At 61.4% G+C, this 24,527-nt stretch carries 19 protein-coding genes and 1 tRNA gene; 6 read left to right on the top strand and 14 right to left on the bottom strand.

Annotated features, from left to right (window positions below):
• Positions 1–670: 670 nt before the first annotated feature.
• On the bottom strand, positions 671–2,524 hold the full coding sequence (argS, locus tag AB5Z20_RS04645; protein ID WP_368156443.1) for an arginine--tRNA ligase: 1,854 nt from the start codon (positions 2,522–2,524) through the stop codon (positions 671–673).
• A gap of 342 nt (positions 2,525–2,866) precedes the next feature.
• On the opposite strand from argS, the gene AB5Z20_RS04650 reads away from it, so the two are divergent.
• Both AB5Z20_RS04650 and AB5Z20_RS04655 read left to right on the top strand, forming a co-directional pair.
• Complete coding sequence (locus AB5Z20_RS04650; protein ID WP_022094807.1) at positions 2,867–3,352, top strand: CarD family transcriptional regulator; 486 nt, start codon at positions 2,867–2,869, stop codon at positions 3,350–3,352.
• A gap of 108 nt (positions 3,353–3,460) precedes the next feature.
• Positions 3,461–4,060, top strand: coding sequence for an HD domain-containing protein (locus AB5Z20_RS04655; protein ID WP_343007537.1), 600 nt, complete (start codon positions 3,461–3,463; stop codon positions 4,058–4,060).
• A gap of 70 nt (positions 4,061–4,130) precedes the next feature.
• Here AB5Z20_RS04655 and AB5Z20_RS04660 read toward each other — a convergent pair whose 3' ends face one another.
• Positions 4,131–5,417, bottom strand: a complete 1,287-nt coding sequence (locus AB5Z20_RS04660) for a glutamate-5-semialdehyde dehydrogenase (RefSeq protein WP_368156444.1) — start codon at positions 5,415–5,417, stop codon at positions 4,131–4,133.
• A gap of 112 nt (positions 5,418–5,529) precedes the next feature.
• Between AB5Z20_RS04660 and AB5Z20_RS04665 the strand changes: the two genes are divergently transcribed.
• Complete coding sequence (locus tag AB5Z20_RS04665) at positions 5,530–6,948, top strand: alpha/beta fold hydrolase (RefSeq protein ID WP_368156445.1); 1,419 nt, start codon at positions 5,530–5,532, stop codon at positions 6,946–6,948.
• A gap of 253 nt (positions 6,949–7,201) precedes the next feature.
• On the opposite strand, the gene proB is transcribed toward AB5Z20_RS04665, so the two are convergent.
• The 5 genes from proB to AB5Z20_RS04690 all read right to left on the bottom strand — a co-directional run bounded on the left by proB (position 7,202) and on the right by AB5Z20_RS04690 (position 11,733).
• The gene (gene proB, locus AB5Z20_RS04670) at positions 7,202–8,329 is read right to left on the bottom strand and encodes a glutamate 5-kinase (RefSeq protein ID WP_368156447.1); all 1,128 of its coding nucleotides are present in this window, start codon (positions 8,327–8,329) and stop codon (positions 7,202–7,204) included.
• 80 nt (positions 8,330–8,409) lie between these two features.
• On the bottom strand, positions 8,410–9,915 hold the full coding sequence (locus AB5Z20_RS04675; RefSeq protein ID WP_368156448.1) for a nicotinate phosphoribosyltransferase: 1,506 nt from the start codon (positions 9,913–9,915) through the stop codon (positions 8,410–8,412).
• 82 nt (positions 9,916–9,997) lie between these two features.
• Entirely contained in the window at positions 9,998–10,462 is a 465-nt protein-coding gene (locus AB5Z20_RS04680; RefSeq protein ID WP_368156450.1) for a hypothetical protein, read from the bottom strand.
• A gap of 65 nt (positions 10,463–10,527) precedes the next feature.
• Positions 10,528–10,600, bottom strand: a tRNA-Ala gene (locus AB5Z20_RS04685).
• A gap of 194 nt (positions 10,601–10,794) precedes the next feature.
• Complete coding sequence (locus AB5Z20_RS04690) at positions 10,795–11,733, bottom strand: radical SAM protein (protein WP_368156451.1); 939 nt, start codon at positions 11,731–11,733, stop codon at positions 10,795–10,797.
• Between the two features lie 535 nt (positions 11,734–12,268).
• On the opposite strand from AB5Z20_RS04690, the gene AB5Z20_RS04695 reads away from it, so the two are divergent.
• Positions 12,269–13,468 (top strand): MraY family glycosyltransferase, encoded by a 1,200-nt coding sequence (locus AB5Z20_RS04695; protein ID WP_368156452.1) that lies wholly within the window; start codon positions 12,269–12,271, stop codon positions 13,466–13,468.
• Positions 13,469–13,627: 159 nt separating this feature from the next.
• The gene (gene trpS / locus AB5Z20_RS04700; RefSeq protein WP_368156453.1) at positions 13,628–14,677 is read left to right on the top strand and encodes a tryptophan--tRNA ligase; all 1,050 of its coding nucleotides are present in this window, start codon (positions 13,628–13,630) and stop codon (positions 14,675–14,677) included.
• Positions 14,678–15,013: 336 nt separating this feature from the next.
• On the opposite strand, the gene AB5Z20_RS04705 is transcribed toward trpS, so the two are convergent.
• The 6 genes from AB5Z20_RS04705 to AB5Z20_RS04730 form a co-directional block, all read right to left on the bottom strand.
• Positions 15,014–15,337, bottom strand: a complete 324-nt coding sequence (locus AB5Z20_RS04705) for an MGMT family protein (RefSeq protein WP_368156454.1) — start codon at positions 15,335–15,337, stop codon at positions 15,014–15,016.
• A gap of 77 nt (positions 15,338–15,414) precedes the next feature.
• Positions 15,415–16,269, bottom strand: a complete 855-nt coding sequence (locus AB5Z20_RS04710; RefSeq protein ID WP_368156455.1) for a DegV family protein — start codon at positions 16,267–16,269, stop codon at positions 15,415–15,417.
• Positions 16,270–16,400: 131 nt separating this feature from the next.
• On the bottom strand, positions 16,401–16,850 hold the full coding sequence (locus AB5Z20_RS04715; protein ID WP_368156457.1) for a MarR family winged helix-turn-helix transcriptional regulator: 450 nt from the start codon (positions 16,848–16,850) through the stop codon (positions 16,401–16,403).
• Positions 16,851–17,023: 173 nt separating this feature from the next.
• The gene (locus AB5Z20_RS04720) at positions 17,024–17,743 is read right to left on the bottom strand and encodes a B3/4 domain-containing protein (protein ID WP_368156458.1); all 720 of its coding nucleotides are present in this window, start codon (positions 17,741–17,743) and stop codon (positions 17,024–17,026) included.
• A gap of 229 nt (positions 17,744–17,972) precedes the next feature.
• A complete protein-coding gene (gene pckA / locus AB5Z20_RS04725; protein WP_368156459.1) occupies positions 17,973–19,643 on the bottom strand; it encodes a phosphoenolpyruvate carboxykinase (ATP) in 1,671 nt (556 codons plus the stop codon).
• 278 nt (positions 19,644–19,921) lie between these two features.
• Entirely contained in the window at positions 19,922–21,493 is a 1,572-nt protein-coding gene (locus AB5Z20_RS04730) for an L-lactate permease (protein ID WP_368156461.1), read from the bottom strand.
• 178 nt (positions 21,494–21,671) lie between these two features.
• Here AB5Z20_RS04730 and AB5Z20_RS04735 point away from each other — a divergent pair, with 178 nt between their 5' ends.
• On the top strand, positions 21,672–23,246 hold the full coding sequence (locus AB5Z20_RS04735; protein ID WP_368156462.1) for a lipopolysaccharide biosynthesis protein: 1,575 nt from the start codon (positions 21,672–21,674) through the stop codon (positions 23,244–23,246).
• Between the two features lie 318 nt (positions 23,247–23,564).
• On the opposite strand, the gene AB5Z20_RS04740 is transcribed toward AB5Z20_RS04735, so the two are convergent.
• On the bottom strand, positions 23,565–24,404 hold the full coding sequence (locus AB5Z20_RS04740; RefSeq protein WP_368156464.1) for a metallophosphoesterase family protein: 840 nt from the start codon (positions 24,402–24,404) through the stop codon (positions 23,565–23,567).
• Positions 24,405–24,527: the final 123 nt, after the last annotated feature.

Here is a 24,527-nt window from a genome sequence, read left to right on the forward strand (position 1 = left end):
GGGGCCGCGGGGGCGTTCGGCTAACTGCGGGAACGGCCTATTCGCTCAATATGTTCGGTTGAGATCGGAAATCAACCCCCAGTCATCAGGGACACTCTCCCTCAAAAGCGCCTTGAAATGTCGCGCCAGAGGAGTGAAGCCGTGGCATCCGGAATAGCCGCGCCACGTAACGCGCCTATCTACTACGTTTGACCCGCGACCCCTGACCATCCCCTCGATCTTCCTAAAATCGCAAGCCCGCTACCTGCGGTTTTAATATCGCACCTTTAATCATGGTTCGGGGTATGCGACTAAACGTAGTAGATAAGCCCGATTCGTGGCGGACGGTTTCGCATCGCTCCCCCCCCCGGACAAAAATAATCCGTTTTCCTCCGTCCCCAAGGGGTCGTTTTCAAAACGATAGCGGATTACGGTGCAAGAACGGCACAAGCCAACCATACCCTGCATTTTCAAGAAACAATAAACCGTCTACCTGCGGTTTTAATTTCGCTATTGGCGCCATGGTCGCCAGTTGGCGATTCAGCCCCGTAAACCGGTATAGTTGCGTTTTTGTAGCATTTTCCAACACGCCAAAAAGCCCCGTCAAACGCAAAAAGCCCGACCTCCGCGATGGAGATCGGGCTTTCAAGGCTCAGTTAAACCAAACCTGGACAGTCAAATGACCCGCAGCTTACATCTGCTCGGGTGCGGAAACGCCAACGAGGGTAAGCACCAGGGCGAGCGTTACGCGGACGGCGTCGCAAGCGGCCAGACGGGCGCGCGAGAGCTCGGGGTCGACGGGACGGCCCTCGCTCGGCAGGACCTGGCAGGCAGCGTAGAAGCTGTGGAAGTCGCCGGCGAGCTCCTCGGCAAAGTGCGTCAGGCGGAACGGAGCGCGGTCGCGAGCGCAGCTGGCGATGAGGTCGGTGAGCTCGTTGAGCTTGCGCGAAAGGGCGAGCTCGGTCGGGTCGGTCAGCAGCGAGTAATCGACATTCTCACCGATGGCCTTGGCGGCAACGGCCTTCATGCCCATCTCGGCGGCCTGCTCGGCGGTAACGTCAGCGGCGCGACGCAGGATGGAGCACACGCGGGCATGAGCGTACTGCACGTAGTACACCGGGTTGGAGTTGTCGCGCTTCTTAACGGCTTCGATGTCGAAGTCGACCATCTGGTTGGAGCTCTTGGAGATGAGCGTGTAACGAGCGGCGTCGGAACCGACCTCGTCGACGAGCTCCTGCAGGGTCACCATGGTGCCCTTGCGCTTGGACATACGGACGGGCTTGCCGTTGCGCAGCAGGTTGACGAGCTGGCCCAGCAGAACCTCAAACTTGCCGGGATAGCCAAGAGCGTCGCAGACGCAGCGGACGCGCTCGATGTAGCCGTGGTGGTCGGCGCCCCAGATGTCGATGACGTGGTCGACGCGCTGGAACTTATCCCAGTGATAGGCAACGTCGGAGGCGAAGTAGGTGTACTCGCCGTCGGACTTGATCAGGACGCGGTCCTTGTCGTCGCCCAGATCGGTGGAACGGAACCACAGGGCGCCGTCCTTGGTGTAGAGGTAGCCCATCTTGTCGAGCTTCTCAAAAGCGCGGTCGACGGCGGAAGTGCCGACAGTCTCGCCCTCGGTGTCCTTCACATACAGCGAGCGCTCGGAGAACCAACGATCGAAGTCGCAATTGACGGCGTGGCAGAGGTCGCGCATGTTGTCGACCATCTTTACGTAGCCGCGCTCGCGGAAGCTCTCCATGCGCTCCTGCGGATCGGCCTCGACCCACTTGTCGCCGTCGGTGCGCCAGAACTCGGCAGCCTCGTCGATGATGTAGTCGCCGCCGTAGGAGTCCTTGCCCAGGGTCTCGGCAAAGTTGTCTTGATACGGATGGGTCTCGGGGTGCTCGTCGTTCTCGTCGGCGACAAAGGCATCGCGGTCGGCGATCAGCAGCTTGTGAGCCTCGTCGATATCCACGCCCTGCTTGGCGATGATGTCGGCAAGCTGCATATAGCGCGTGCTGATGGAGTTGCCGAAGGTGTTCATCTGAGAGCCGTGGTCGTTGATGTAGAACTCACGCTGGATGTCGTAACCGGCGTGGTCCATAACACGGCAGAGGGAGTCGCCCAGCGCGGCCCAGCGGCCATGGCCGATGTGCATGGGGCCGACGGGGTTGGCGGAAACGAACTCGACCTGGGTCTTCAGGCCGCCGCCGACGTTGGACTTAGCGAAGTCCATACCCTTCTCGCGGGCCTCGCCAAAGATGGCGTTCTTGACGGCAACGGAGAGGTAGAAGTTGATGAAGCCAGGGCCGGCGATCTCGACCTTCTCGATCGCGGGATCCTCGGGCATATGGGCAACGACGGCCTCGGCAATCTTGCGCGGGGCGCAGTGGGCCAGCTTGGCGGACTTCAGGGCCATGGTGGAGGTCCACTCGCCATGAGAAGTGTCAGCCGGTCGCTCGATGGCGCAATCGTCAAGTTCAAATGCGGAAAGGTCGCCGGCCTCCTGGGCCGCAGCAAGCGCAGCGCGTACCAGCTCTTCAATCTTCTCGGGCATAGATCCTCCTTGTGTTAAAGCCCCCGAGCTCTTGGTCACTCGTAGGGCAAAAGCCAGAGTTTGTAGCACTCTATCACAAGCGACGCACACTGTCGCAGGGTAAAGCTAATAGATATTGCATATGCACAAAAATGACTACCGCTCCTGCGCGGCAGTACAAAGTTGGCGGTTTGCCTGCAGATTATGCACGCGTTGGAACTGCATAAACATATGAATGGGTGGTGTATTTTATCGAATACTCTTACCTATCGGAGTTGTGTGCTTTTCCTGCATAAAGTAAGGGTTTACGCACGTCAGCGTGGTATTCTAAACATACGTGAATTCGTATAAGTTGGAGGTAGCATGTTCTCAATCGGTCAACACGTCATTCATCCGGGTCAGGGAGTCTGCACCGTCGTCGGTTTTAGGGACGACACGCCGCAGCCCATGCTGTTGCTCGAGACCAAGCAGGGACATGCGCAGACGATTCTCATGTACCCCGTGGCGCAGGCCGACCGTTTGCATGCCGCCATCTCCCAGCAAGATGCCGAACACCTGCTGAGCCACTACGACGAGTTGGAGTGCGACACCTTTACCGAGCGCAACAGCTCGCTGGAGGAGACGCACTTTAAGCAGCAGCTCAAGCTGGGTGCGCCCGAGACGGTCCGCGTGGCGAAAACCATGATGCACCGTATTCGCCAGGCCGAGGAAGCAGATAAAAAGCCAAGCTCTTACTACATGCGCGTACTCAAGGAAGCCAAGCGCCGCTCCATCGAGGAGTTCGCCGTGGCCCTGGGCGTCACCGAGGAGGACGCCGAAGCCCGCCTAGCCCAAGCCGCCCTCAACTAACCCATCCGCACCAAAAACCACCACAAAGGGGACAGGCACCTTTGTGGTGGTTTTCTTGTTCTAGTAGTATTCATTCTTATCGATACCCACGAGCAAAAGGAGTCCCTTATGGCAGAGCCGCTTACCGCCGGAATCACCCGCGACCGCGCGTTCGAACTGCTCAACGAGCACAACAAGGACCCGTTCCACATCACCCATGGCGAGACGGTCGAGGGCACTATGCGCTACTTTGCGCGCGAGTTCGACCCCGAGAACGAGGAGTTTTGGGGCATCGTCGGTCTGCTGCACGACTTGGATTGGGAGGAGCATGAGGATGACCCCATGAACCACACCATCTATGCCGCCGAGATTCTTGAGGGCGAAGGTGCGTCTCCCGAGCTTATCCGTGCCATCCAGACGCACACGTCGGACTTCAACTCTTCGCTGCCCAAGCCCGAGCTGCAAATGGAAAAGATCCTGTTTGCCTGCGATGAGCTCACCGGCCTGATCGGCGCCGCCGTCATCATGCGCCCGAGCAAGAGCGTCATGGACTTTACGACCAAGTCGCTCAAAAAGAAATTCAAGGACAAGCGCTTTGCCGCCGGCTGCTCGCGCGACGTGATTTCGCAGGGTGCCGAGATGCTGGGCTGGGAGCTTCCCGAACTCTTCGACCGCACCATCGCAGCCATGCAGTCCTTCGCCCCCGACCGCGACACCTTCCAGGCCTAACCGCTCACGCCACCTAAAACCACCGCAAAGGTGCCTGTCCCCTTTGTGGTGGTTTTCGTTTATACGGAGTTTAGGGACGGACCTGGCCGGTGCCGCGGAGCTTGTATTTGTAGGTGGTGAGGGCCTCGGCGGCAAAGGGGCCGCGGGCGTGGAGCTTTTGGGTCGAGATGCCGATCTCGGCACCCAGCCCAAACTCGCCGCCGTCAGTGAAGCGCGTGCTGGCGTTGGCATACACAGCCGAGGCATCGACCGCATCCAGGAAGCGCTCGCAGGCATCCTCGTCCTCGGCAACGATGGCCTCGGAGTGCATGGTGCCGTAGCGGTTGATGTGTGCGATGGCCTCGTCCTCGTTCGCCACGACCTTCACGCTCATCTCGAGTGCCAGGTACTCACGGCCCCAATCCTCCTCAGTCGCGGCAACATAGTCGTCGCCCTCGGCAAGCCCAGCGTCAGCGCATGCAGCGCACGTGGCCTCGTCACCGTGAATCAGCACGCCGTGGTCGTGCAACACGGCAACGACTGCGGGCAGGAAGCGATCAGCAACGGCACGGTCGACCAGCAGCGACTCGGCAGCATTGCACACGCCCACTCGCTGGGTCTTGGCATTGACGATAATGTTGAGCGCCTTGTCAAAGTCGGCGGATTCATGCACGTAGATATGACAGTTGCCCGTGCCCGTCTCGATCACCGGCACAAGCGACTCGCGCACGCAGCGCTGAATCAGACCCGCACCGCCACGCGGAATAAGCACGTCGACGATGCCGCGGAGCTTCATGAGCTCGCCGGTGGCCTCGCGGTCGGTAGACTCGATCATCGAGATAGCCTCGCGCGGGAAACCCTTGGCCTCGAGCGCATCGGCCAGCAGCTCGGCAATCATGGCGCACGAGTGATAGGCCAGCGAACCGCCGCGCAGAATGCAGGCGTTTCCGGTGCGGATGCAGATGCCCGCGGCGTCGGCCGTCACGTTGGGGCGCGCCTCGTAGACCATGGCGACCAAACCCAGCGGCACGCTCACGCGGGTGAGGTCCACGCCACTTGCAAGCACGCGATGGTCGAGCACGCGGCCGACAGGATCGGGCAGCTCGGCGAGCTTCTCCAGGCCGGCGGCCATGCCCTCGACGCGCTCGGGCGTCAGCAACAGGCGATCGAGGAGCCCCGCCGAGGTCCCCGCATCGCGCGCGGCGGACATATCGAGCTCGTTGGCGGCGACGATGGAGTCGACACCGTTGCGCAGTGATGCGGCCATGGCGCGCACGGCCTCCTGGCGCTGCTCATCGCTCGCCGTGGCAAGCGAGGCCGACGCTGCCTTGGCGGCAACGGCAAGATCGTGGACATACGTGGCTATATCGACCGACATGGGCGGCCCTTTCTCCTAGAAGTTTGCAACCATGGTAGCCGATTTGCGCATGGCCTCGCCCGCGGCGGTAGAATTGGTCAACCCGAAACACCGCAACGAACGGAAGTACCGCATGGCCCTCATCACTTCGTACCACGTCCCCGGCCTCTACGTCGAGGACCACAGCATCGACGTCCCCCTTGACTGGCGCGGCCTGGAGCCGGTGCTGTTGGCCGTCGGCAGCACCATGCGCCGCGGCGCCATGCCGGCGCCCATCGCCGGCGCGCCCGAGAGCATCAAGCTTTTCTACCGCGTGGTTTGCGCACCCGACCGCATTAACGACGATCTGCCGCTGCTCCTGTTTTTGCAGGGCGGCCCCGGCGGCGAGAGCCCGCGTCCGCTCTCGCCCACGAGCGACGGTTGGATTGAGGAAGCCGTCAAGCACTTCCGCGTGGTCCTCCCCGACCAGCGCGGCACCGGACGCAGTAGCTGCGTGGACGGGCGCACGATCGCGGCTCTAGGCGAGCGCGCGACGGCGGCCGGCTCCGATGCCGCACGCGCGCAGGCGGACTTCCTCAAGCGCCACCTCGCCAGCTCCATCGTGCGCGATTTTGAGTACCTGCGCCTGGTGGGCTTTGGCGGCAAGCCGTGGGTCACGCTCGGCCAAAGCTACGGCGGCTTTTTGACGCTGAGCTATCTGTCGCTCTTCCCCGAGGGCGTGGCGGCGAGCTTTACCTGCGGCGGCATCCCCCACGTCCCGGCGAGCGCCAACGAGGTCTACGCGCACACCTTCCCGCGCATGGCCGCCAAGACGCGGCAGTATTACGACCGCTACCCCGCCGACGTCGAGCGTGTGGCGGTTCTTGCCGATGCGCTTGAGGAGCAGAAGCCCGTGCTGCCCGACGGCTCGCCAATGACGGTGGAGCGTCTACAGCTTATGGGCAGCGACTTTGGCATGAAGCCGAGCTTTGAGCGCATGCATTGGATCATCGATCACGCTTTTGTTAACGGCGACGGCACGCTGAGCTGCGGTGCCTCAGTATCCGATAGCTTTTTGATGCGTGCCTTCGAACGCACCAACACGCGCACGAATCCGCTGTACTGGACGCTTCAGGAGTTCATCTACGCCGACGGCGACACCATGCCCATTCGCTGGGCCGCGGCAGAAGAGAAAGCTCATCGTGCCGAGTTCGACACACTCGCGCGCCCGCTCATGTTTACCGGAGAGGCCATGTTCCCGTGGATGTTCGAGCAGATGCCCGAACTTAAGCCCTTCAAGCCCGCGATGGACCTGCTGATGGAAGACACCAGCTGGGACAAAATCTACGACCCGCAGCGCCTAGCATGCAACGAGGTGTCACTCCAGGCCGCGGTGTATTTCGACGACATGTACGTCGATTCGGGTATGCAGCTCGACACGCTCAGCCGCGTGGGCAACTCGCATGCCTGGGTAACGAACGAGTTCGAGCACGACGGCCTGCACGGCAGTGTGGTATTCAAGCACCTCTTCGACGAAGCCCTCAACCGCGGAGACCTGCGCCGAATCTTCTAGCAAAGGAGTGTCCCCACCTGCCGGCACAATAGGAACGTCCCCAAGTGCCAGGTTCATGAAGTCATTGCAGAAAGAGGACGGAAAGCGAAAACGCCCCTAAGCGAGTGGCTTTGTATCGTAGGTCGAACAAAAGAAGCGAGCGCCGCCCAGAGCGAACAAGTTGGCATGAAAAAGGCGAGGCATAGACCTGATGGTCATGCCTCGCCTTTTGAATGACAAATTGTCGCTCTGGGCGGCGCGCAGCGTCGACCCGTTAGGCGAAGACAATTAAGTTGTCTCGATGAATCGCGGGCTTCTCGGCCAGGTCTGCCAGCAGGCGGTTGCCGGCGATCTGGTCCTGGCGGCGGCCGGCAGCAAGCTCCATCACGTCCGAATCGGCCTCGGCGATACCGCGGGCGACAACCATACCGCTCGGATCGCACACATCGAGCACATCGCCCTCGGCAAACTCGCCATCGACCTCGCGAATACCCACCGCGAGCAAGGACGAGCCACGGCTGACCAGCGCCTTCGCGGCACCGCCGTCAACCGTTACCGAGCCATGTGCCTTGTCACCCAGCGCGATCCACAGCTTGCGCGGCGCAATATCCAGGCGCTCCGCCGGCGGGTCGAACAGCGTGCCCACGCTCTCGCCGCGGGCCAGACGCACGAGCGCATCGGGTTCCTCGCCCGAGCAAATCACGCTCTGAATGCCGGCCGTCATCAAAATGCGGCTCGCGCGAATCTTGGTGATCATGCCGCCCGTACCCACCGACGTCGAAGAATCTCCCGCCGAGGCAATGATCTTGGCATCGATCTTATGCACGACCGGGACAAACTCGGCCGTCGGATCCTCATGCGGATTGGCGGTGTAGAGGCCGTCGATGTCCGAAAGCGTCACGCACAGGTCCGCCGAAACCAGGCAGCTCACGAGGGCCGCGAGTGTATCGTTGTCGCCGAACTTGATCTCGTCGACGGTGACGGTGTCGTTTTCGTTGACGACCGGCACCACGCCCAGCTCCACCAGGCACAGCAGGGCGTCGCGCGCGTGCAGGTAGGATGTACGGCGCGCCGTGTCGTGGCGTGTGAGCAGCACGAGCGAGGTGAGTAGGTCACGCGCATGGAACTCCTCGTCGTAGGCCGACGAGATGATGCACTGGCCGGCCGAAGCGCATGCCTGCAGGCTCGGCAGATCGCCAACCGGTTTGCGGTCGAAGCCCAGCACGGGATAGCCACAGGCAATGGCGCCGGAGCTCACCACGACCAAGCGCCAGCCGAGCTTGCGCAGGGCCGCGGCCTGATCGGCCAGGCCACCGATAAACGCACGGTTGACCTTACCGTCGGCACCCACCACCGTGGACGAGCCGATCTTTACCACCATCGTTTTATAAGAAGTCGTCATACGTCAAACCAATCGAGTGTTGAGCAGGCGGGCGAACGGGCGAACGGGAATATGGTCCGTTTTTCTCCGTCCCCTTCGGATCATTTTGCCCAGGGGAAGGCCGAAGCCGCGGCCATGTTCTTGCGCACGAGCTCGTCGCGCACCTGGGCCAAGCCCTGTTCCATGCCCACCACGTAGGTCTGCGGATACAGGAAGCGCTTGAAAGCCGCGTCCAGATGATCGAGCGCCCAAGCACAGCGCTCGCGCGCATCCTCGATGCTCTCGCGAGGAGCCACCGCGCTGCCGTCGCGCACAATCGGCACCAGCAGCTCACGATACTCAAGCTCGGACACATCGGTCACCAGCGCCGCATCGTTTACGGCCACGAGGGTATTACCGCGCGCGGCGCCCTCCCCTGCCAGATGGTCCTCGTCATAGATCATGTCGCAGACCGGGCCGCCAAAGCCGTCGTAATAGCGGCGCACACGCTGCACGCCCGGAATCGTGCGCTTGTAGGGCTGCTCGGAAAGCTTCACCACCGGCGTCCACGGTTCCGCGTCGCTCGCGCGGCGGGCCGAAAGCTTGTACACGCCGCCCAGCGCCGGCTGATCGTAGCAGGTCGCAAGCTTGGTACCCACGCCAAAGCTGTCGATGGGCGCGCCCTGGTCGAGCAGTGACTGAATCGTGTACTCATCCAGGTCGTTGGACACCGAGATTCCCACATAAGGCAGGCCCTCGGCATCGAAACGACCACGGACATACTTGGAGAGCTTGGCCAAGTCGCCCGAGTCGATGCGAATGGCCGACAGGCGCTCGCCCGCCGCCTCCATCTCCTTGGCAACCGTAATGGCATGCTCGCAGCCCTCGCGCACATCGTACGTGTCGATGAGCAGCGTGCAATTCTTGGGGCTCGACTTGGCAAACGCACGGAAGGCCTCGAGCTCGGAGTCAAAGCTCATCACCCAGCTGTGCGCGTGTGTGCCAAAGACGGGAATACCGTAGCGGCGACCGGCGAGCACATTAGACGTAGAGGAACAGCCGGCAACGTAGCTCGCGCGCGCGACGGCCAGGCCGCCATCGGGACCCTGGGCACGGCGCAGGCCAAACTCGGCCACGGGACGACCGTCGGCCGCCAACACCACGCGCGCCGTCTTGGTGGCGACAAGCGTCTGGAAGCCGACGATGTTGAGCAGCGCGGTCTCGAGCAGCTGGCACTCCAGCGACGGGCCGGTGACGCGCACCATGGGCTCGCGCGGAAAGACGAGCTCGCCCTCGGGCACGGCGTCAATGTTCACGTGCGCACGGAAGTTGCGCAGGTAGTCGAGGAATGCAGGCTTAAACATCGCGCCGCCGGCCGGAGCCTGGAGCGAAGCTAAATAGTCGATGTCCTCGGGCGTAAAGCGCAGGTTCTCGACAAGCTCGGGCAGCTCGGCGGTGCCGCACATGACGGCATACGCGCTGCCAAAGGGATGGTCGCGGTAAAACGCCGTAAAACAACCCTGCTCATTGGCCTTGCCGCTCTCCCACAGGCCCTGGGCCATAGTGAGTTCGTACAGATCGGTGAGCATTGCGATGTCGGTGGGATGCGAGATGTCGGTCAAAGCCATGGGGCGACCTTTCGGATGTGTTGTGCAGAGGTTGAGGGTTGGGCGAGGCGGACGTACGGGCATGGAGCCCGGCGTGAACAGGTTAGTGCAGGCCCATGCTGCCCGTGATCGTGTAGACCATAAAGACGATAAACGCGATGAGGGCGAGCACGATGATGATTTTTTGAGCCGGAGCCATGCCGGGGATCTCGTTCTCGCCCGTAGGCTCCTTGGAGGTGACCATGCGCTGGGCAAAGGTCATCTCGTCACGGCTCGGTCTGGGCTCGACGGGCTTGGGACGAGCGGCCTTTTTAGACTGAGGTTTGGGTGCGGTGGGTGCGGGCTTCGCAGCGGCAGGCTTGGGTGCAGGCGCGGGCTTGGGCGCGGGCGCGGGCGCAACCTTCGCAGCGGCCTCCTCGGCCTTCTCGCGCTCGGCACGCAGGGCGGCCAGCTCCTCACGCTCGCGGCGCGCCTCTTCCTGGGCCTCGCGACGAGCCTTCTCGGCGCGGAGCTCTTCCAACTCGGCGCGCTCCTCGGCAGACAGTGGTTGGGACTCAAGCTCGGCCATGGTATTGCCCTTTCTTTTTAAAAAAAGCCGCCGACACAATGTCAGCGGCTTATCAAATCCAAGGGTGGAGACGAAGGGAGTCGAACCCTCGGCCTCTGCCATGCGACGGCAGCGCTCTCCCAACTGAGCTACGTCCCCAGGACAAGTTGATATTTTACCTACGGCTCGCCAACTGTCAACGCCCAATACCCAGTCTTTTTGGGACGGGGCTGTTTTGACTACTTTTCGAACGCCCGAGCCACCCGATGATTTTTCTGGGACGGGGATTAAAAAATCATCATGTACCGAATGATTTTTTAATCCCCGTCCCAGAAAAATCATCGGCGAACGCGCTACTTTGCGCTGGTGAGGACACCGGTGGTGTCGAACGCCGGGGTAAAGCTCTCGTCTACCGCTCCGCCTTCTTGCCAGAACATCGTCGTAAAGCCCAGGTCGTCGGCATGATCGAGCACCTGCTCGTACTCCTCGCGCGTCACGGCGCGTGCCAACTCGCCGCCTTGCTCGCGCATGAGCGCATTGGGCGTGTACTGGTTCATGACCGAAATCGGCACGTCGCCCACCGTCTGCCACACCAGGTCCAGCACGCGGCACGAATCGTCCGCATGTCCCGGCAGCACTAGGTGACGCACGATGATGCCGCGCTTCATGAGCCCGTCCTCGTCCACCAGCTCTCCCCCGCGGCGCTTAATCTCGCGCGCCATCTGAGCCAGGCCCGACGCGGCCACACGCGGGTAGTCCTGAATATGAGAGAGCGACTGCGCAAGCCCCGCATCGGCATATTTAAAGTCGGTAAGCCACACATCAACCAGGTCACCCAGGGCAGCCACGGCACTCGCCCGCTCATAGCCGCTCGTGTTGTAGACGATCGGGATGTCCAGCCCGCGCTCCCGCGCTGCGGCAATCGCGGACGGCAGCAGGTGAGCATAATGCGTCGCAGTCACCAGGTTGATGTTGTTGGCACCCTGGTCCTGAAGCTCCAGCATAATCTCGACCAAACGCTGGGGCGTAATCTCAAGACCGAAATTGCCCGTCGAAATCTCGTGGTTTTGGCAGTAGACGCATTTGAGCGAACAGCCGCTAAAGAAAATCGTGCCCGAGCCGGCCTCACCCGAGATGGGCGGCTCCTCCCACATATGAAGCGCCGCGCGGGCGACCTTAAGCGTGTCGTCGGCGCCGCACACGCCACGCGCGCCCTCGTCGCGTGCCGCGCCGCAACGGCGTGGACACAAATGGCAGGCGGGCGAAAAAAGTTCGGTCAACGACGTCGGCATAAAAACATGCTCCAAAACAACGATTCAGCAGCTCAAACGTAAAGGCTCGGACCGCACAGACGGCCCCAAGCCCAAGGCGCCGTAATCGTCCGACACGATTTTTGTAATGTCAAGACTGGAATCAACAAAGTGCCGCTTTATGATGTAGGTATTCCGCCCCCCGCGGAGCAACTGGGTGAACCGTCGCGTTTATTTAGGGAGCCCACACAGTCGTACTTAGTACAGGTATCCTTCGTTGTTAAGGACGCTGGAACAGTCGATGAGGGCACCCACCTGTTTTAGGTGGGTTCATTTTCGTAACGTGGGGGGTGGTTTTCTTTTGCCGATTTTGCCAAAAATTGCCATCGCAGATCCCGTATGACACCCAACAGCACTCGGCAGAACCCCCGCCAACATCCCAATATCTGGTAAGCGCGTGATAATCGCACGGCGCAAACCCCCGCACCCCCTCGGTCGAGTATCATGGGTAAGCTATGCCCTTTTGCGCGTAGCGCCCTTTGACCTTTTCCTTCGACGCTTGGCGGTTTTTTGATTCATGGCTTCCTCCACGAGCTTCATACCGTACTTATGCGTGGCGGCCGCTGCCTTTATCACGACCTTTCTCACGGTACCCCTAGTCAAGCGTCTGGCGATTAAGCTCGACGCCGTCGACTATCCCTCAAAGCGCCGCATTAACACCAAACCCATCCCGCGCATGGGCGGCACGGCAGTCTTTTTGGGTCTCGTCGTTGCCTGCATCGTGCAGATCCTGGGCACCTGGTACCTGGGCTGGCCGCCCGCTTTGGTGCCGCACCCGCGCCTGCACATCAGCTACCCCGTGTTGGCACTCTCCTTTACCGTCATCTTTGCGACCGGCGCGATCGACGACGTCTTCCAGCTCAAGCCCAAGCAAAAGCTAGCCGGCCAGGTCCTCGCCGCGCTCATCGCCTGCATCGGCGGCTTAAAAATCGGCGTCATCATCAACCCGTTTGCCCCCGGCGAGATCATGCTTGGCTGGCTCGCCTACCCCATCACCGTGATCTACCTAGTGGCGTTCACCAACATCATCAACCTCATCGACGGCCTCGACGGCCTGGCCACGGGCATTTGCGGCATCGCATCATTCACCATGTTCACGATGGCCATGCTTTCGGGCCGTATCGACGCCGCCGCGCTCTCCATCGCGCTCTTTGGCTCGTGCGTGGCTTTTCTGCATTACAACTTCAACCCCGCGAGCATCTTCTTGGGCGACTCGGGGTCGCTGCTGCTGGGCTTCGCTTTGGGCTCCATCTCGCTGCTCAACGTGAGCCGCACCGCCGCGCTCACCTCGCTCATCATCCCGCTCATCGTGGCAGGCGTGCCCATCATCGACACGTTCAGCGCCATCGTGCGTCGCAAGCGCGCCCACATTAGCATCGGACAGGCCGACAAGGGCCACATCCACCACCGCCTGATCCAAGAGGGCTACAACCAAAAGCAGGCCGTGCTGCTCATCTACGCCTGGTGCATCATGCTTTCGGCCGGCGCCGCCGCGATCAATCAGGTCGAGGTGCCCACGCGCGTGCTCATCTTTGTCGTGCTCGCCATTGGCTCGGCGGCCTTCGCCAAGCACCTGCACCTGTTCGAACCTGTGCTACGCCACCATTACAACAAGCGCACGCACGAGGACGAGCTGGTAACCCCCGACGATCCCGCTTTTAAGCAGGAGGAGCAAGCAGCCGAGGAACGTAAAGAAGAGCGCCACCACAAGCTCTAGGATAAGCTGCCGAGGATGCGCCCAGGCAACGCTGGCCAAGCACAGCCGCGCCGCTCCCATCGCACAAGCCGTCCCTCTCCCGCCCCTCGCCTACTTACGCCCCGACCCTCCAATAAACGCGTTATCATCTTGACCCATGAACATACGTTAGGAGCAATCATGCCAAACGAGAACAGCTACGAAGTCGCGCTGCAAAAGAGCAACGCCATTCGCGAGGGCCTAGCGAGGACGCCCGAGAAGTTCACCATGCTCACCGGCGACCGCCCCACCGGACGCTTGCACCTGGGTCATTACTTCGGCACCCTCAAGGGCCGCGTTGAACTGCAGAACATGGGCGCCAAGACCAACGTGCTCATCGCCGACTACCAGGTCATCACCGACCGCGACACCACCGAGCATATCCAGGACAACGTGTACAACATGGTCATGGACTACCTTGCCTGCGGCATCGACCCCGACAAGACCATGATCTACGCGCACTCCGCCGTGCCCGCCGCAAACCAGCTCATGCTGCCGTTCCTGTCGCTGGTGTCCGAGGCCGAGCTGGCGCGCAACCCCACGGTCAAGGCCGAGATGGAAGCCTCGGGCCACGAGCTCACCGGCCTTCTGCTCACCTACCCGGTGCACCAGGCCTGCGACATTCTGTTCTGCAAGGGCAATGTGGTGCCCGTCGGCCGCGATCAGCTGCCGCATATCGAGCTCACCCGCACTATCGCCCGCCGCTTTAACAACCGCTATGGCAAGGTATTTCCCGAGGTCGAAGCGCTACTGTCCGAGACCCCGCTGCTGCCCGGCCTGGACGGTCGCAAGATGAGCAAGAGCTACGGCAACGCCATCAACATCTCGATGACTGCCGAGGAGACGGCCAAGCGCATCAAGAAGAGCCAGACCGACTCCGAGCGCATGATCACGTTCGATCCCGAGAACCGCCCCGGCGTATCCGGCCTGCTCTCGACGGCTGCCATCTGCACCGGTCGTTCCGAGGTTGAGATTGCCGAGGAGATCGGCATGGGCGGCTCCGGCCAGCTCAAGAAGTACGTGACCGAGGCCGTCAACGAGTACTTTACCCCGATCCGCGAGCGCCGTCAGCGCTACGAGAACGACTTGGATTACGTGAAGGACGTGCTGCACGAAGGCAATCGTCGCGCCAACGAGATCGCCGAGCAGACCCTGGCCGAGGTTCAGGACGCCATGGGCATGGTGTACTAGGCAAAGCGCTTTCGCACAACATAGACGGTGAGATTAGATTTCTCCCCGAAACAGGAACAGGCCCGCTGGCAGTTAGTTGCCAGCGGGCCTGTTCCCGAAGTACACCGTTGAATCGCACAGAGGGGAGGAATGCGAATCAAACTCAACAGGGCAGGCTTTTTCATCGCCTATTGCCTGCTCCGTTGCTGAAACCAATATAGTTCACCGTGGTTTACTTTCTGGCGAGAATATACGCCAACACATCGTCTCCATAAGTTAACCCCGGTAAACCTGCAACGGAAAACCACCACAAAGGGGACAGGCACCTTTGTGGTGGTTTTGGCCACGGCGGAGCCGCTAGAGCCCTGCTGGCCAGCGACAGGCGACCAAGTCGACGTGCATGGGATCGGTAAACGTCACGCCCTCCCCCATTAAGAACTCACGCTGAGCATCGGGGCCGCCAAAAGCAAAACCCTCACAGATACGGCCGTCGGCAAACACCACGCGGTGACAGGGAATCTGACCAGGGCGCGGATTGCTATGCAGGGCATACCCCACGTACCGCGCACTTCGTGGACGACCGGCAAGCAGCGCCACCTGACCATACGTGGCGACCATCCCCTCAGGGATCTGCTCGACTACCTCGTACACCCGCTCAAAAAAGCCCTCAGACGCCAACATGCGCTCCTTTCAACCGAAACCAGCATAAACCACCACAAAGGTGCCTGTCCCCTTTGTGGTGGTTTTTGGCGGGTAGGTTAGTTGGCGGGGCGAAAGAAGGCTACGGCTACGGCGCCGGGACCCACGTGGGTGCCGATGGTGGCGCCGATGGTGTGGACGGGAAGCTCGCTTTCGGCATGGCCGGCCCACAGCGCCGCGCTGTCCTCGATATATTTCTTGAGCACGGCATCCGAAAGACCCGTGTAGCCGAGCGCCAGCGGCATGGAAAAATCGACGCCGCCCGCCTTCTCGACCTTCTGGTTCAGCAGGTTGCGGCCGTTCTTGGAACCGCGCGCCTTGCCCAGCTGCACAATCAGGCCATCCTCGGCGGCAACAACCGGCTTCACGTTGAGGAGCGTACCCACAGCGCCCGCTGCGGCAGACAGGCGACCGCCGCGCACCAGGTACTCCAGCGTCTCAAGTAGGCCAATGACGACGACGCGGTCACGGACGGCCTCGACGGCAGCCGCAATCTCAGCCGCGCCGCGGCCCTCATCCACCAGGCGCAGCGCGTACTCGACCAGCACACGCTCACCCAGCGTCACGTTATTGCTGTCCACGACGAACACGTCGCCACCCGGCATCTCGGCAAGGGCCGTGCGCGCACTCTGGTTGGTGCCCGAAAGCTTGGCGCCCACGGTAATAATCACGGCCTCGTCGCCGGCCTCGCGCGCCTCGGCAATCGCCTGCGAAAAGGCATACGGGTTGACCTGGCCGGTCTTGGGCAGCTCGTCGCGCTCCACCAGCATCTCGTAAAAGCGCTGATGATCGATGTCGACGCCATCCATATACACGTCAGTGCCAAAGCTAACAGACAGCGGCAGGACGTGCAGGGCAGGATGCTCCGTAGGCGACATATCGCTCGCGGAGTCGGTAATAATGCGAACGGACATAGTGAATCCTTTCTTGCGCGTACGGCCTCAGGCCGCTCGGCGCGGGAATTTTGACAGCAATGCCCCAGCACGGCATGCGCGCTCAAACGGGACGATGCAATTATTAGTTGAAAGCTAACGCCGGCGCGGCTCTACATCTCGCGCAGGGTGTTGAGAATCGTGCGCAGCGACGCATACATCATCTCGCGCTGCTCCACACCCATGGCCTTGCCGGTTGTATCGAGCACTTCGCGAATGATGCGATCGGCCTCGCTCATGCTCTCGCCGCCCAGGGCGGTCAGGCGCACCGGGGCACGGTACTTGACGGCGGCATCGCCCGAGTCGTCGACCTCGACGTAGCCACCTTCCTCAAGATGTGCCAGCGTACGCGAAACGGCAGCACGAGTCACACCGGCCATGCGGGCAAGATCGGCACCAGTCAGGCCGTCCTTGCTGCGCTCGAGATAGTACAGGCACATGACATCGGAGCCCTTGAGGCCCAGCCTTGCGCCCTCGGACGTCTTGATGCGCTGGATCTCCTTGTAGAGGCCGCTGATCAGTCCGACAAAGTCCTCAAAACGTGTCTCGTCGTTCTGCTGCATGAGAGACGACCGCCTTTCGCTTGCATGATGCTAACGGGTAAACATCTTAGCCGTACCAGACAACCCGCGTACCCAAATACCTCATTTGTTAACCCATCAACATAAAAACCACCACAAAGGTGACAGGCACCTTTGTGGTGGTTTTGGCCGTCGAATAGGATCCGCAGGCGTCGCTACAGCTCCACGCAGGGATTGTCGCGAGTAACGAGCGTCTTAACGACCACCGTCGCGCTCAGGTAACGCTCGAGCAGCTCAGCCAAACGGCCAATCGCGGCCTGGCAATCCCCCATCCGCGCGGGTTCGACGCATTCAATCGCCAAAAACGCGTCAGCGGAATCGTCAGTCAACGCCGTTCGCACGCCATCACGCCAGTTCCAGCAGCGACACACGGCACCCGCATCATCGATATAGGCAAGCTCACCGGGCAATGTGGGGTCATCTGTGTCTTCACCAAGCGGCAAGAACGCATCCCCGCCGTCGGTAACCGCCAGACGCAGGTCGCCCTCAATCGCCTGCAGATCCTCGCCGCCCACAGGCAGTGCGTAAGACAGCGACACCGTGTTGTAAATATCCACCGCTGGCGTGATATGACCCACCGGCTTGCCCTTGAGCACGCGCTTCAGCAGATTTTCGATCGAGCAACGCGCGCCCTTCTTGGTCTTGAACTTGCGATACGCCTCACGCCAGGCCTTCACCGGCGCATTCTCGCTGATGGTATCGCTCGTTAGATAACGCTCGGCATCAATGTTGGCGCGGTCGAGTAGCGCCGCGACCGCCTTGACGTCCTCCTCGGAAATCTCTGCAGCGGGCTTCATGCCCGTCACGACCACGACACCCACCGCTGCCTGCGGAAACAGCTCCCAAAACGAATCCTCGGCAATAAAGTTCTTCATGCGCGCTCCCTTCGCGATTCGCCCGTGCGCGGGCACCCAAACAAAAAGCGCTCTTACGACGGCCACCTTCAAAGTCCTACGGTGCCGCCACAAGAGCGCTTACGCTGCCCCCATCCGGAGAAGGGGACGATATGTCAGACGTATTGTAACCCTACTTACTGCGGCATGCAGGCAAAACCACCACAAAGGTGCCTGTCCCCTTTGTGGTGGATATGGACTCGAGGCGACGCTAGTGGCGGAGTCCCAGCAGGCCGCGGCCGCGGTGACGAGCCTCGGCGGGCACTTGGGCGTGCGGACCGGCGGCCTTGACGGACTCAGGCAGGTGCGAGTACTTCTTCTCGAAGTTCTCCTCGAACATCACGGCCAGGTTGTGCGCGGCCTCGTCGTAGCGCGCGGTGCTCTGCCAGTACTGGCGCGGCACCAGGATGCCGTCGGGCACGCCGTGGCACGTGGTGGGAATGTCGACGTTAAAGATGTCGTCGTGCACGAACTCGCTCTCCTCGATGGTACCGTCGAGGGCGCGGGCGACCAGGGAGCGCGTGTAAGCCAGCTCAATGCGATGGCCCACGCCGTAACCGCCGCCGATCCAGCCGGTGTTGACCAGGTAGACGCGCGTGCGGCCGTCGGCGATGCGCTCACCGAGCATCTTGGCGTAGACCATGGGGTCGAGCGGCATAAACGGCTCGCCGAACAGCGAGGAGAACGTGGGCGTGGGTTCGGTGACGCCAACCTCGGTGCCGGGGACCTTGGCCGTAAAGCCCGTCACAAAGTGGTACATGGCGGCGTCGGCCGTCAGACGCGAGATAGGCGGCAGCACGCCAAAGGCGTCGCAGGTCAGGAAGAGCACGACGCTCGGAGTGGTGCCCATGCCCTTGGTCCACGCGTTGGGAATGTGCTCCACGGGGTAGGCCACGCGCGTGTTGTGCGTGATCGAGACGTCGTCGTAGTTGGGCTTGCGATTCTCATCGAGTACCACGTTTTCACAGATGGCGCCAAAGCGAACGGCGTTGAAGATCTCGGGCTCGTGGAACGCGTCCAGGCCCTCACACTTGGCGTAGCAGCCGCCCTCGACGTTAAAGATGCCCATATCGGACCAGCCGTGCTCGTCGTCGCCAATCAGCAGGCGCGTGGGATTGGCCGAAAGCGTGGTCTTGCCGGTGCCGGACAGGCCAAAGAACACCGCGGTCTCATGCGTGACGGGGTCCATGCTGGCGGAGCAATGCATGGGCAGCACGTCGTCCTCGACGGGCAGCAAGTAATTCATGACACTGAAGATGGACTTTTTGATCTCACCGGAGTAGCCGGTGCCCGCGACCAGAATCACGCGCTCCTGGAAGTTGATGACCACCGCGGCGCTGGAGTTGAGGCCCTTGATGGCGGGGTCACACTGGTAACCTGGCGCGGCAAGGACGCAGAAGTCCGGCTCGCCGGTGCGCGCGATTTCGCGAGCGAGCGGGCGGGCGAGCATCTGCTTAATAAAGAGCGCCTGGCTGGCACGCTCGCAGGCGACGAGCAGACGGCGCGTGTGGTTGCGGTCGGCGCCGGCCATGCCGCGGGTGACGAACACATCGCGCTCGTTGAGATAGTCGACGATGCCGGCTTTGATGACCTCGTAGCTTTCGACGGACAGCGGGCGGTTGACGGCGCCCCAGGCAATCTTGTCGTGCACGTCGGGCGTATCGACGATAAAGCGGTCGTTGGGCGAACGTCCGGTACGCTCCCCCGTCTCGATCACGAGTGCGCCGTTGGAGGCCATACGGCCCTCTTCGCGGCGAATCGCATGCTCGACGAGCTCGGCTGCCGGCAGGTCAACCAGCAGGCGGGGCTGGTTCTCGGCGGGATCTTCGACCAGCGTAATGCCAAAGTTGGATAGAACTTCTGCAGGGGTAACACCAGGCATGGGGCCTCCTTTAAAAGCGCGACACGTGGACGCGGCACGCACTTTACTCACGTAAAGCCCGTTGTACCCGATATGCAAAAACGTTTTTGCGGCAACGGCGAAGCGCCCGCTCAACGGTCAAAAATCGCACGCAAGCGGCCTAGTCATTTGGGACGTTCTTAAACGACTAGTCGTTGGGGACACTCTTGAACAGGCAACAGCCAAGGAGTGTCCCCAGATGCCGGCACTTAGGGACGTTCCTAAAGTGCCGGCACATAAGTAATGTCCCCAAGTGCCGACTACAGCGGCAAGCCTTGGCCGAGCATGGCGATGGCACTCATGAGGACCAGCATGCCGGCGGCGTAGGGCAGCACTGCGCCCAGGAGCTCGGCATCCTTACCGCGCACGTGAACGGCGGCAAGACCGATGGCGAGGGTCTGTGGCGAGATCATCTTACCGGCGGCGACGCCCAGGGCGTTCAGCGCGACCATCCAGTAGTCACTCACGCCCAGCGCCGTAGCCGCCTGGCTCTGGATGGGACCAAACAGCATGCCCGAGGACGTGCCCGAACCGGTCACGAACGCACCGACGGCACCGATCCACGGGGCCAGAATCGGGTACAGACCACCGGCGACGGCGATGCAGAACGCGCTAATCGAAGAAATCATGCCCGCATAGCCCATCACCTTGGCGCAGCCCAGCACCGAAAGCATGGTAATGACCGTCGGCATCATCTGCTTGACGGTCGCGGCCAGTACCTCGCCCATCAGACGCGGCGAAGCGCCCTGAATCGCGCCGCCGACAAACGCGGCCAGGAAGATCCAAACACCCGGTGTGTTGATCCACGAAAACGTAAGCGTACCGGGGTTCTCGCCGCAATACACCTGCACGTGGCTCGCAAACGGCGCGAGCACGGCGTGCACGACGGGAACCAGGTTGGAGGTACCCAGCAGCAGCACAAAAATCAGGATGAAGCACGACCAGGCAGAAAGCGCCGACTTAACGGTGAGCTGTTCGCCGGCCTCGATATTCATATGGAAGCGCGCATCCAAATGCCCCGACTTCTCGGCGCGCATGGCAAGCGCGGCAGTCAGCGCAAGCGACACGATGGAGCCCACGACTACGGCAAGCTCGGGACCCACAAACATGGCAACGATCAGGGCCGCGCCGACAAAGGACACACCGGAAAGCAGTGCCACGCCGGCAACGCCGTGCAGACGCTCGCTCACGCTTGCAACATTGCCTTGGTCATCAGCGACACGGCCCGCAACCAGCACGATAAGCAGCGGCATCGCCACAAAGAAGGGCGCGAGCTGCACCAGCTGAACGGTCGCCAAATGCAGGGAATCCAGGCCCACCAGGTCGGCAACGGACACCGTGGGGATGCCAATGGAGCCGTAGGGCGTGGGCACGCCATTGGCCAGCAGACAGATCAGCACGGCGGGAACGGCCTCAAAGCCCAGACCAGCAAGCATGCCGGCGGGAATGGCAACGGCAGTGCCAAAACCAGCCATGCCCTCCATAAAGCCGCCGAAGCACCAAGCCACGAGCAGCGCCAACAGACGACGGTCGCTGCTGATGGAGGTAATCATGCTGCCGATCACGTCCATGGCGCCCGTGCGCACACACAGGTTATACGTGAACACCGCGGCGATAATCACGAGCACGATGGGCCACAGGGCCATCAAAAAGCCCTCGAGCGAGGCCGTGGCTATCTGCGCCGCCGGCAAATGCCACCACGCAAAGGCGAGCACGCACGAAAGGGCGAACGAGCCAATGGCGGCCTTCCAAGCCGGCCATTTAAAGCACAGCAGCATCACGACGAGCCAGATGATCGGCACAAGAGCCAGCAAAAACGCAGCGACATCCATGGGTAAAAGCTCCTTGGTACCGCGCAAGCGGCATCGGGGGGTCACAAAACTTCAACAGGATACCGCACGTTTACCGACAAATTACAGCCGCCCGCCGAAATTATTGAACAACCTGTTCAAAAATACGAATGGACACCACCGCGACTATACTAGAGCACAGTAAGAGAAAGGAACCGCCTTGAGCATCACGCCCCTCGATAGCATCCGCCGCGCCATCGCCCGCCGCAATGGCGTCGCCGACCCCGCCGTATCGGGCGGGGCGCACGGACAGGGCGGACGCATCGAGAACGGCCTGTTCCCCGCATCGCACACCGCCGAGGAGCTCGCACGAATCCAAGAGCTGAGCCAGCGCAACGCCGGCGGTCCCGACAACAGCCAGGCCGCACGCCGTCGCCGCGAGCGCGATCGCCAACCCGGGCCCATCCACCGCATGGTCAATGCCTGGTGGAACCGCCTGCTCGGAGCCGTCTACGGCGGCGGTTTCTCCACGCAAGAAGCCGAGTACGAAGATCACGCCACCCGTCGCGACTACCTTTGGAATACCCTGGGCACCGCCGTATGGGGCATGGCATTTCCGCTGCTCACCATTGTGTCGACGCAGCTTGCGGGCGCCGAGGAAGCCGGTAAGTTCTCCATCGCCTTTGTCACCGGCACGCTCATCATGATCGCGTGCAACTACGGCGTGCGCAACTTTCAGGTCTCGGACATCGACGAAAAAACCTCCTTCGCCTCCTACCAGCTCAACCGCTGGCTTTGCGGAGCGCTCGCCCTAGGCTGCGGCCTCATGTACAGCAGCGCCCGCGGCTATGACGCGCAGATGGCAACGATCGGCCTGGGCGTCTACCTCTATAAGGTGATCGACGGCGTGGCGGACGTGTACGAGGGCCGACTGCAGCAGGCCGATAAACTCTACCTGGCCGGCATGAGCCAAACGCTGCGCTCCGCCGGCGTCATCGCGGTCTTTAGCGTGGCACTGTTCCTCACGCGCAGCATGCCTATCGCGGCCATGGCCATGGGTGTCACCGCCATCGCCTCGCTCGTGCTGGTCACCGCCCCGCTCGCCCTGCTCGAAACCGAAAAATCGCGCCGCGTGAGCCTGCGCGAGGTCGGCCACCTGTTTGTCCAGTGCGCCCCGCTCTTTGGTGCGCTGTTCCTGTTCAACCTTATCGAGAGCATGCCCAAGTTCGTGATGGAAGGCACGCTGGCCTACAAATACCAGCTGTACTTTAATGCCCTGTTCTTTCCGGCGCAGGCCATTTTGTTGAGCATTGGATTTATCTATAAACCGCAGCTTTTGCGTCTGTCGAGCATTTGGGCGAATCCGCGCAAGCGTCGCCGCTTTGACCTGATTATTGTTGCCGTTATGGTACTGATCGTGGTCATTACCGGAGCGTGTGCCGCATTTATGGCAGGCCCCGGCATCCCCATCATGAGCTTTATGTACGGCCTCAACTTTGAGCGCTACCGCACGCTGGCGCTACTGATGGTTATCGCCGGTGGCATCACCGCGGCAATCGACTTTATCTACGCCATCATCACGGTGTTGCGCCACGCCGGCGACGTCACCAAAATCTACCTGATCTGCTTCGCCGTAAGCGTGGTGCTGCCGTTGATCCTGATTAAGATGCTGGGTCTGATGGGCGCTGTGGTGAGTTACCTAGCCATCATGGCCCTACTCCTGGTGCTACTGATTATCGAGTACGCCCACATCCGCCAACGCATCGAGCGCGACCGCAACCCATACGGCGCCTAATTAGCTGCCCCCGGTCGCCGGAATTTGCGATGGAATCGCCCCGGCTGGGGTCTCGTTGCGGACAATACGCATCACGCAAAACTAAGTGAGTAGACTTTTACCGAATCCCCGACCACACCGACATAGCACAAGTCTGTGACCTGCGGTTTTATTGAGGCAAATTTGTTGGGTGCTCGGCATTCCCAAAAAAGTCTACTCACTTAGCCAGCGGGCAGCCAAATGATTGTTTAATCCCCGTCCCAGAAAAATCAATTAACGGACAGAAGGGCAAAAGTAGTCAAAAAAAGCCCTGTCCCAAATTAGCTACCCTTTGCGTAATCATTTGCCAGGAAGAATGTTCGCGTAGAACTCGGCCCCGTCGTCTAGGCGAAGGATGCCCACGCGGCCGAACTCGGAGCCCGTTGCGGCGGCGCAGTCGATGTCGATGCGATCGGGCACGCCAGCGGTATCCTCGCCGCCCAGGCGCACAATCTGCCCGCGCCCCGACTCCTCATCGAGCCCCGCCAAGCCGCCGACCTCACAATAACGCCCGAGCGACACCGTGGGCGTGTGGCCGCTCACCACGACCGGACCCTTGCCCTCGGCAGAAAGCAGCCCCGTCGGCGCATCCCAATAGCCGTGACGAATCCACAGCAGGTCATCGGACGACTGCACGGCAAGCATCTGCTTCAGCAGTTCGCGATCGACATCCACCGCCCCCGTACCATCGGCACAATCAACCCCATGTTCAAGCAAAAACGCCCGGGCCGCCTCGGTCTGGATGCCGGCATGTACCAGCAGGTACGGACGCTCGTCAGTCTCGACCACCGCGTAGAGCGGCAACGTCGCCATCCAACGCACGAGCTCCTCGTACGCCTCAAATTCCATATCGTTGAGCTGCTGACGGGTAGTCCAACCGCCGTTGATGTCCCAGGTCTCGGCGTCGAGCGGATCCTGGCCAATGATGGCATCGAGCATAATCTGCTCGTGATTGCCCTTGAGCACGCGAGCGTTGGGCAGCGAGCGCACCAGTTTAATAACGCCAACCGGATCGGGCCCGCGATCGATCATGTCGCCCAGCACGTACAGTGTATCGTCGGACGCCAGCGAAATCTTGGACAGGGCCTCGTCAAGCGCACGCACGTGCCCGTGAGCATCGGATGTCACATAGATCGCCATGGAACGCCTCTCTTTACATTGCGGCCGAAGCCCGGAGTCGCAACTAAAACTTCAAGTTGAACTTAAACGTTACCCATTGTACTCCGTTGCAATAAAGCTGGAAAGGGTTGCATACCGTCAACG

The organism is Collinsella aerofaciens (assembly GCF_040910245.1).
Lineage (GTDB): Bacteria > Actinomycetota > Coriobacteriia > Coriobacteriales > Coriobacteriaceae > Collinsella.

Bases quoted from the DNA above. Each gene is read 5' to 3' on its own strand.
- argS (WP_368156443.1), bottom strand. From the start codon at position 2,524: ATGCCCGAGAAGATTGAAGAGCTGGTACGCGCTGCGCTTGCTGCGGCC.
- AB5Z20_RS04650 (WP_022094807.1), top strand. From the start codon at position 2,867: ATGTTCTCAATCGGTCAACACGTCATTCATCCGGGTCAGGGAGTCTGC.
- AB5Z20_RS04655 (WP_343007537.1), top strand. From the start codon at position 3,461: ATGGCAGAGCCGCTTACCGCCGGAATCACCCGCGACCGCGCGTTCGAA.
- AB5Z20_RS04660 (WP_368156444.1), bottom strand. From the start codon at position 5,417: ATGTCGGTCGATATAGCCACGTATGTCCACGATCTTGCCGTTGCCGCC.
- AB5Z20_RS04665 (WP_368156445.1), top strand. From the start codon at position 5,530: ATGGCCCTCATCACTTCGTACCACGTCCCCGGCCTCTACGTCGAGGAC.
- proB (WP_368156447.1), bottom strand. From the start codon at position 8,329: ATGACGACTTCTTATAAAACGATGGTGGTAAAGATCGGCTCGTCCACG.
- AB5Z20_RS04675 (WP_368156448.1), bottom strand. From the start codon at position 9,915: ATGGCTTTGACCGACATCTCGCATCCCACCGACATCGCAATGCTCACC.
- AB5Z20_RS04680 (WP_368156450.1), bottom strand. From the start codon at position 10,462: ATGGCCGAGCTTGAGTCCCAACCACTGTCTGCCGAGGAGCGCGCCGAG.
- AB5Z20_RS04690 (WP_368156451.1), bottom strand. From the start codon at position 11,733: ATGCCGACGTCGTTGACCGAACTTTTTTCGCCCGCCTGCCATTTGTGT.
- AB5Z20_RS04695 (WP_368156452.1), top strand. From the start codon at position 12,269: ATGGCTTCCTCCACGAGCTTCATACCGTACTTATGCGTGGCGGCCGCT.
- trpS (WP_368156453.1), top strand. From the start codon at position 13,628: ATGCCAAACGAGAACAGCTACGAAGTCGCGCTGCAAAAGAGCAACGCC.
- AB5Z20_RS04705 (WP_368156454.1), bottom strand. From the start codon at position 15,337: ATGTTGGCGTCTGAGGGCTTTTTTGAGCGGGTGTACGAGGTAGTCGAG.
- AB5Z20_RS04710 (WP_368156455.1), bottom strand. From the start codon at position 16,269: ATGTCCGTTCGCATTATTACCGACTCCGCGAGCGATATGTCGCCTACG.
- AB5Z20_RS04715 (WP_368156457.1), bottom strand. From the start codon at position 16,850: ATGCAGCAGAACGACGAGACACGTTTTGAGGACTTTGTCGGACTGATC.
- AB5Z20_RS04720 (WP_368156458.1), bottom strand. From the start codon at position 17,743: ATGAAGAACTTTATTGCCGAGGATTCGTTTTGGGAGCTGTTTCCGCAG.
- pckA (WP_368156459.1), bottom strand. From the start codon at position 19,643: ATGCCTGGTGTTACCCCTGCAGAAGTTCTATCCAACTTTGGCATTACG.
- AB5Z20_RS04730 (WP_368156461.1), bottom strand. From the start codon at position 21,493: ATGGATGTCGCTGCGTTTTTGCTGGCTCTTGTGCCGATCATCTGGCTC.
- AB5Z20_RS04740 (WP_368156464.1), bottom strand. From the start codon at position 24,404: ATGGCGATCTATGTGACATCCGATGCTCACGGGCACGTGCGTGCGCTT.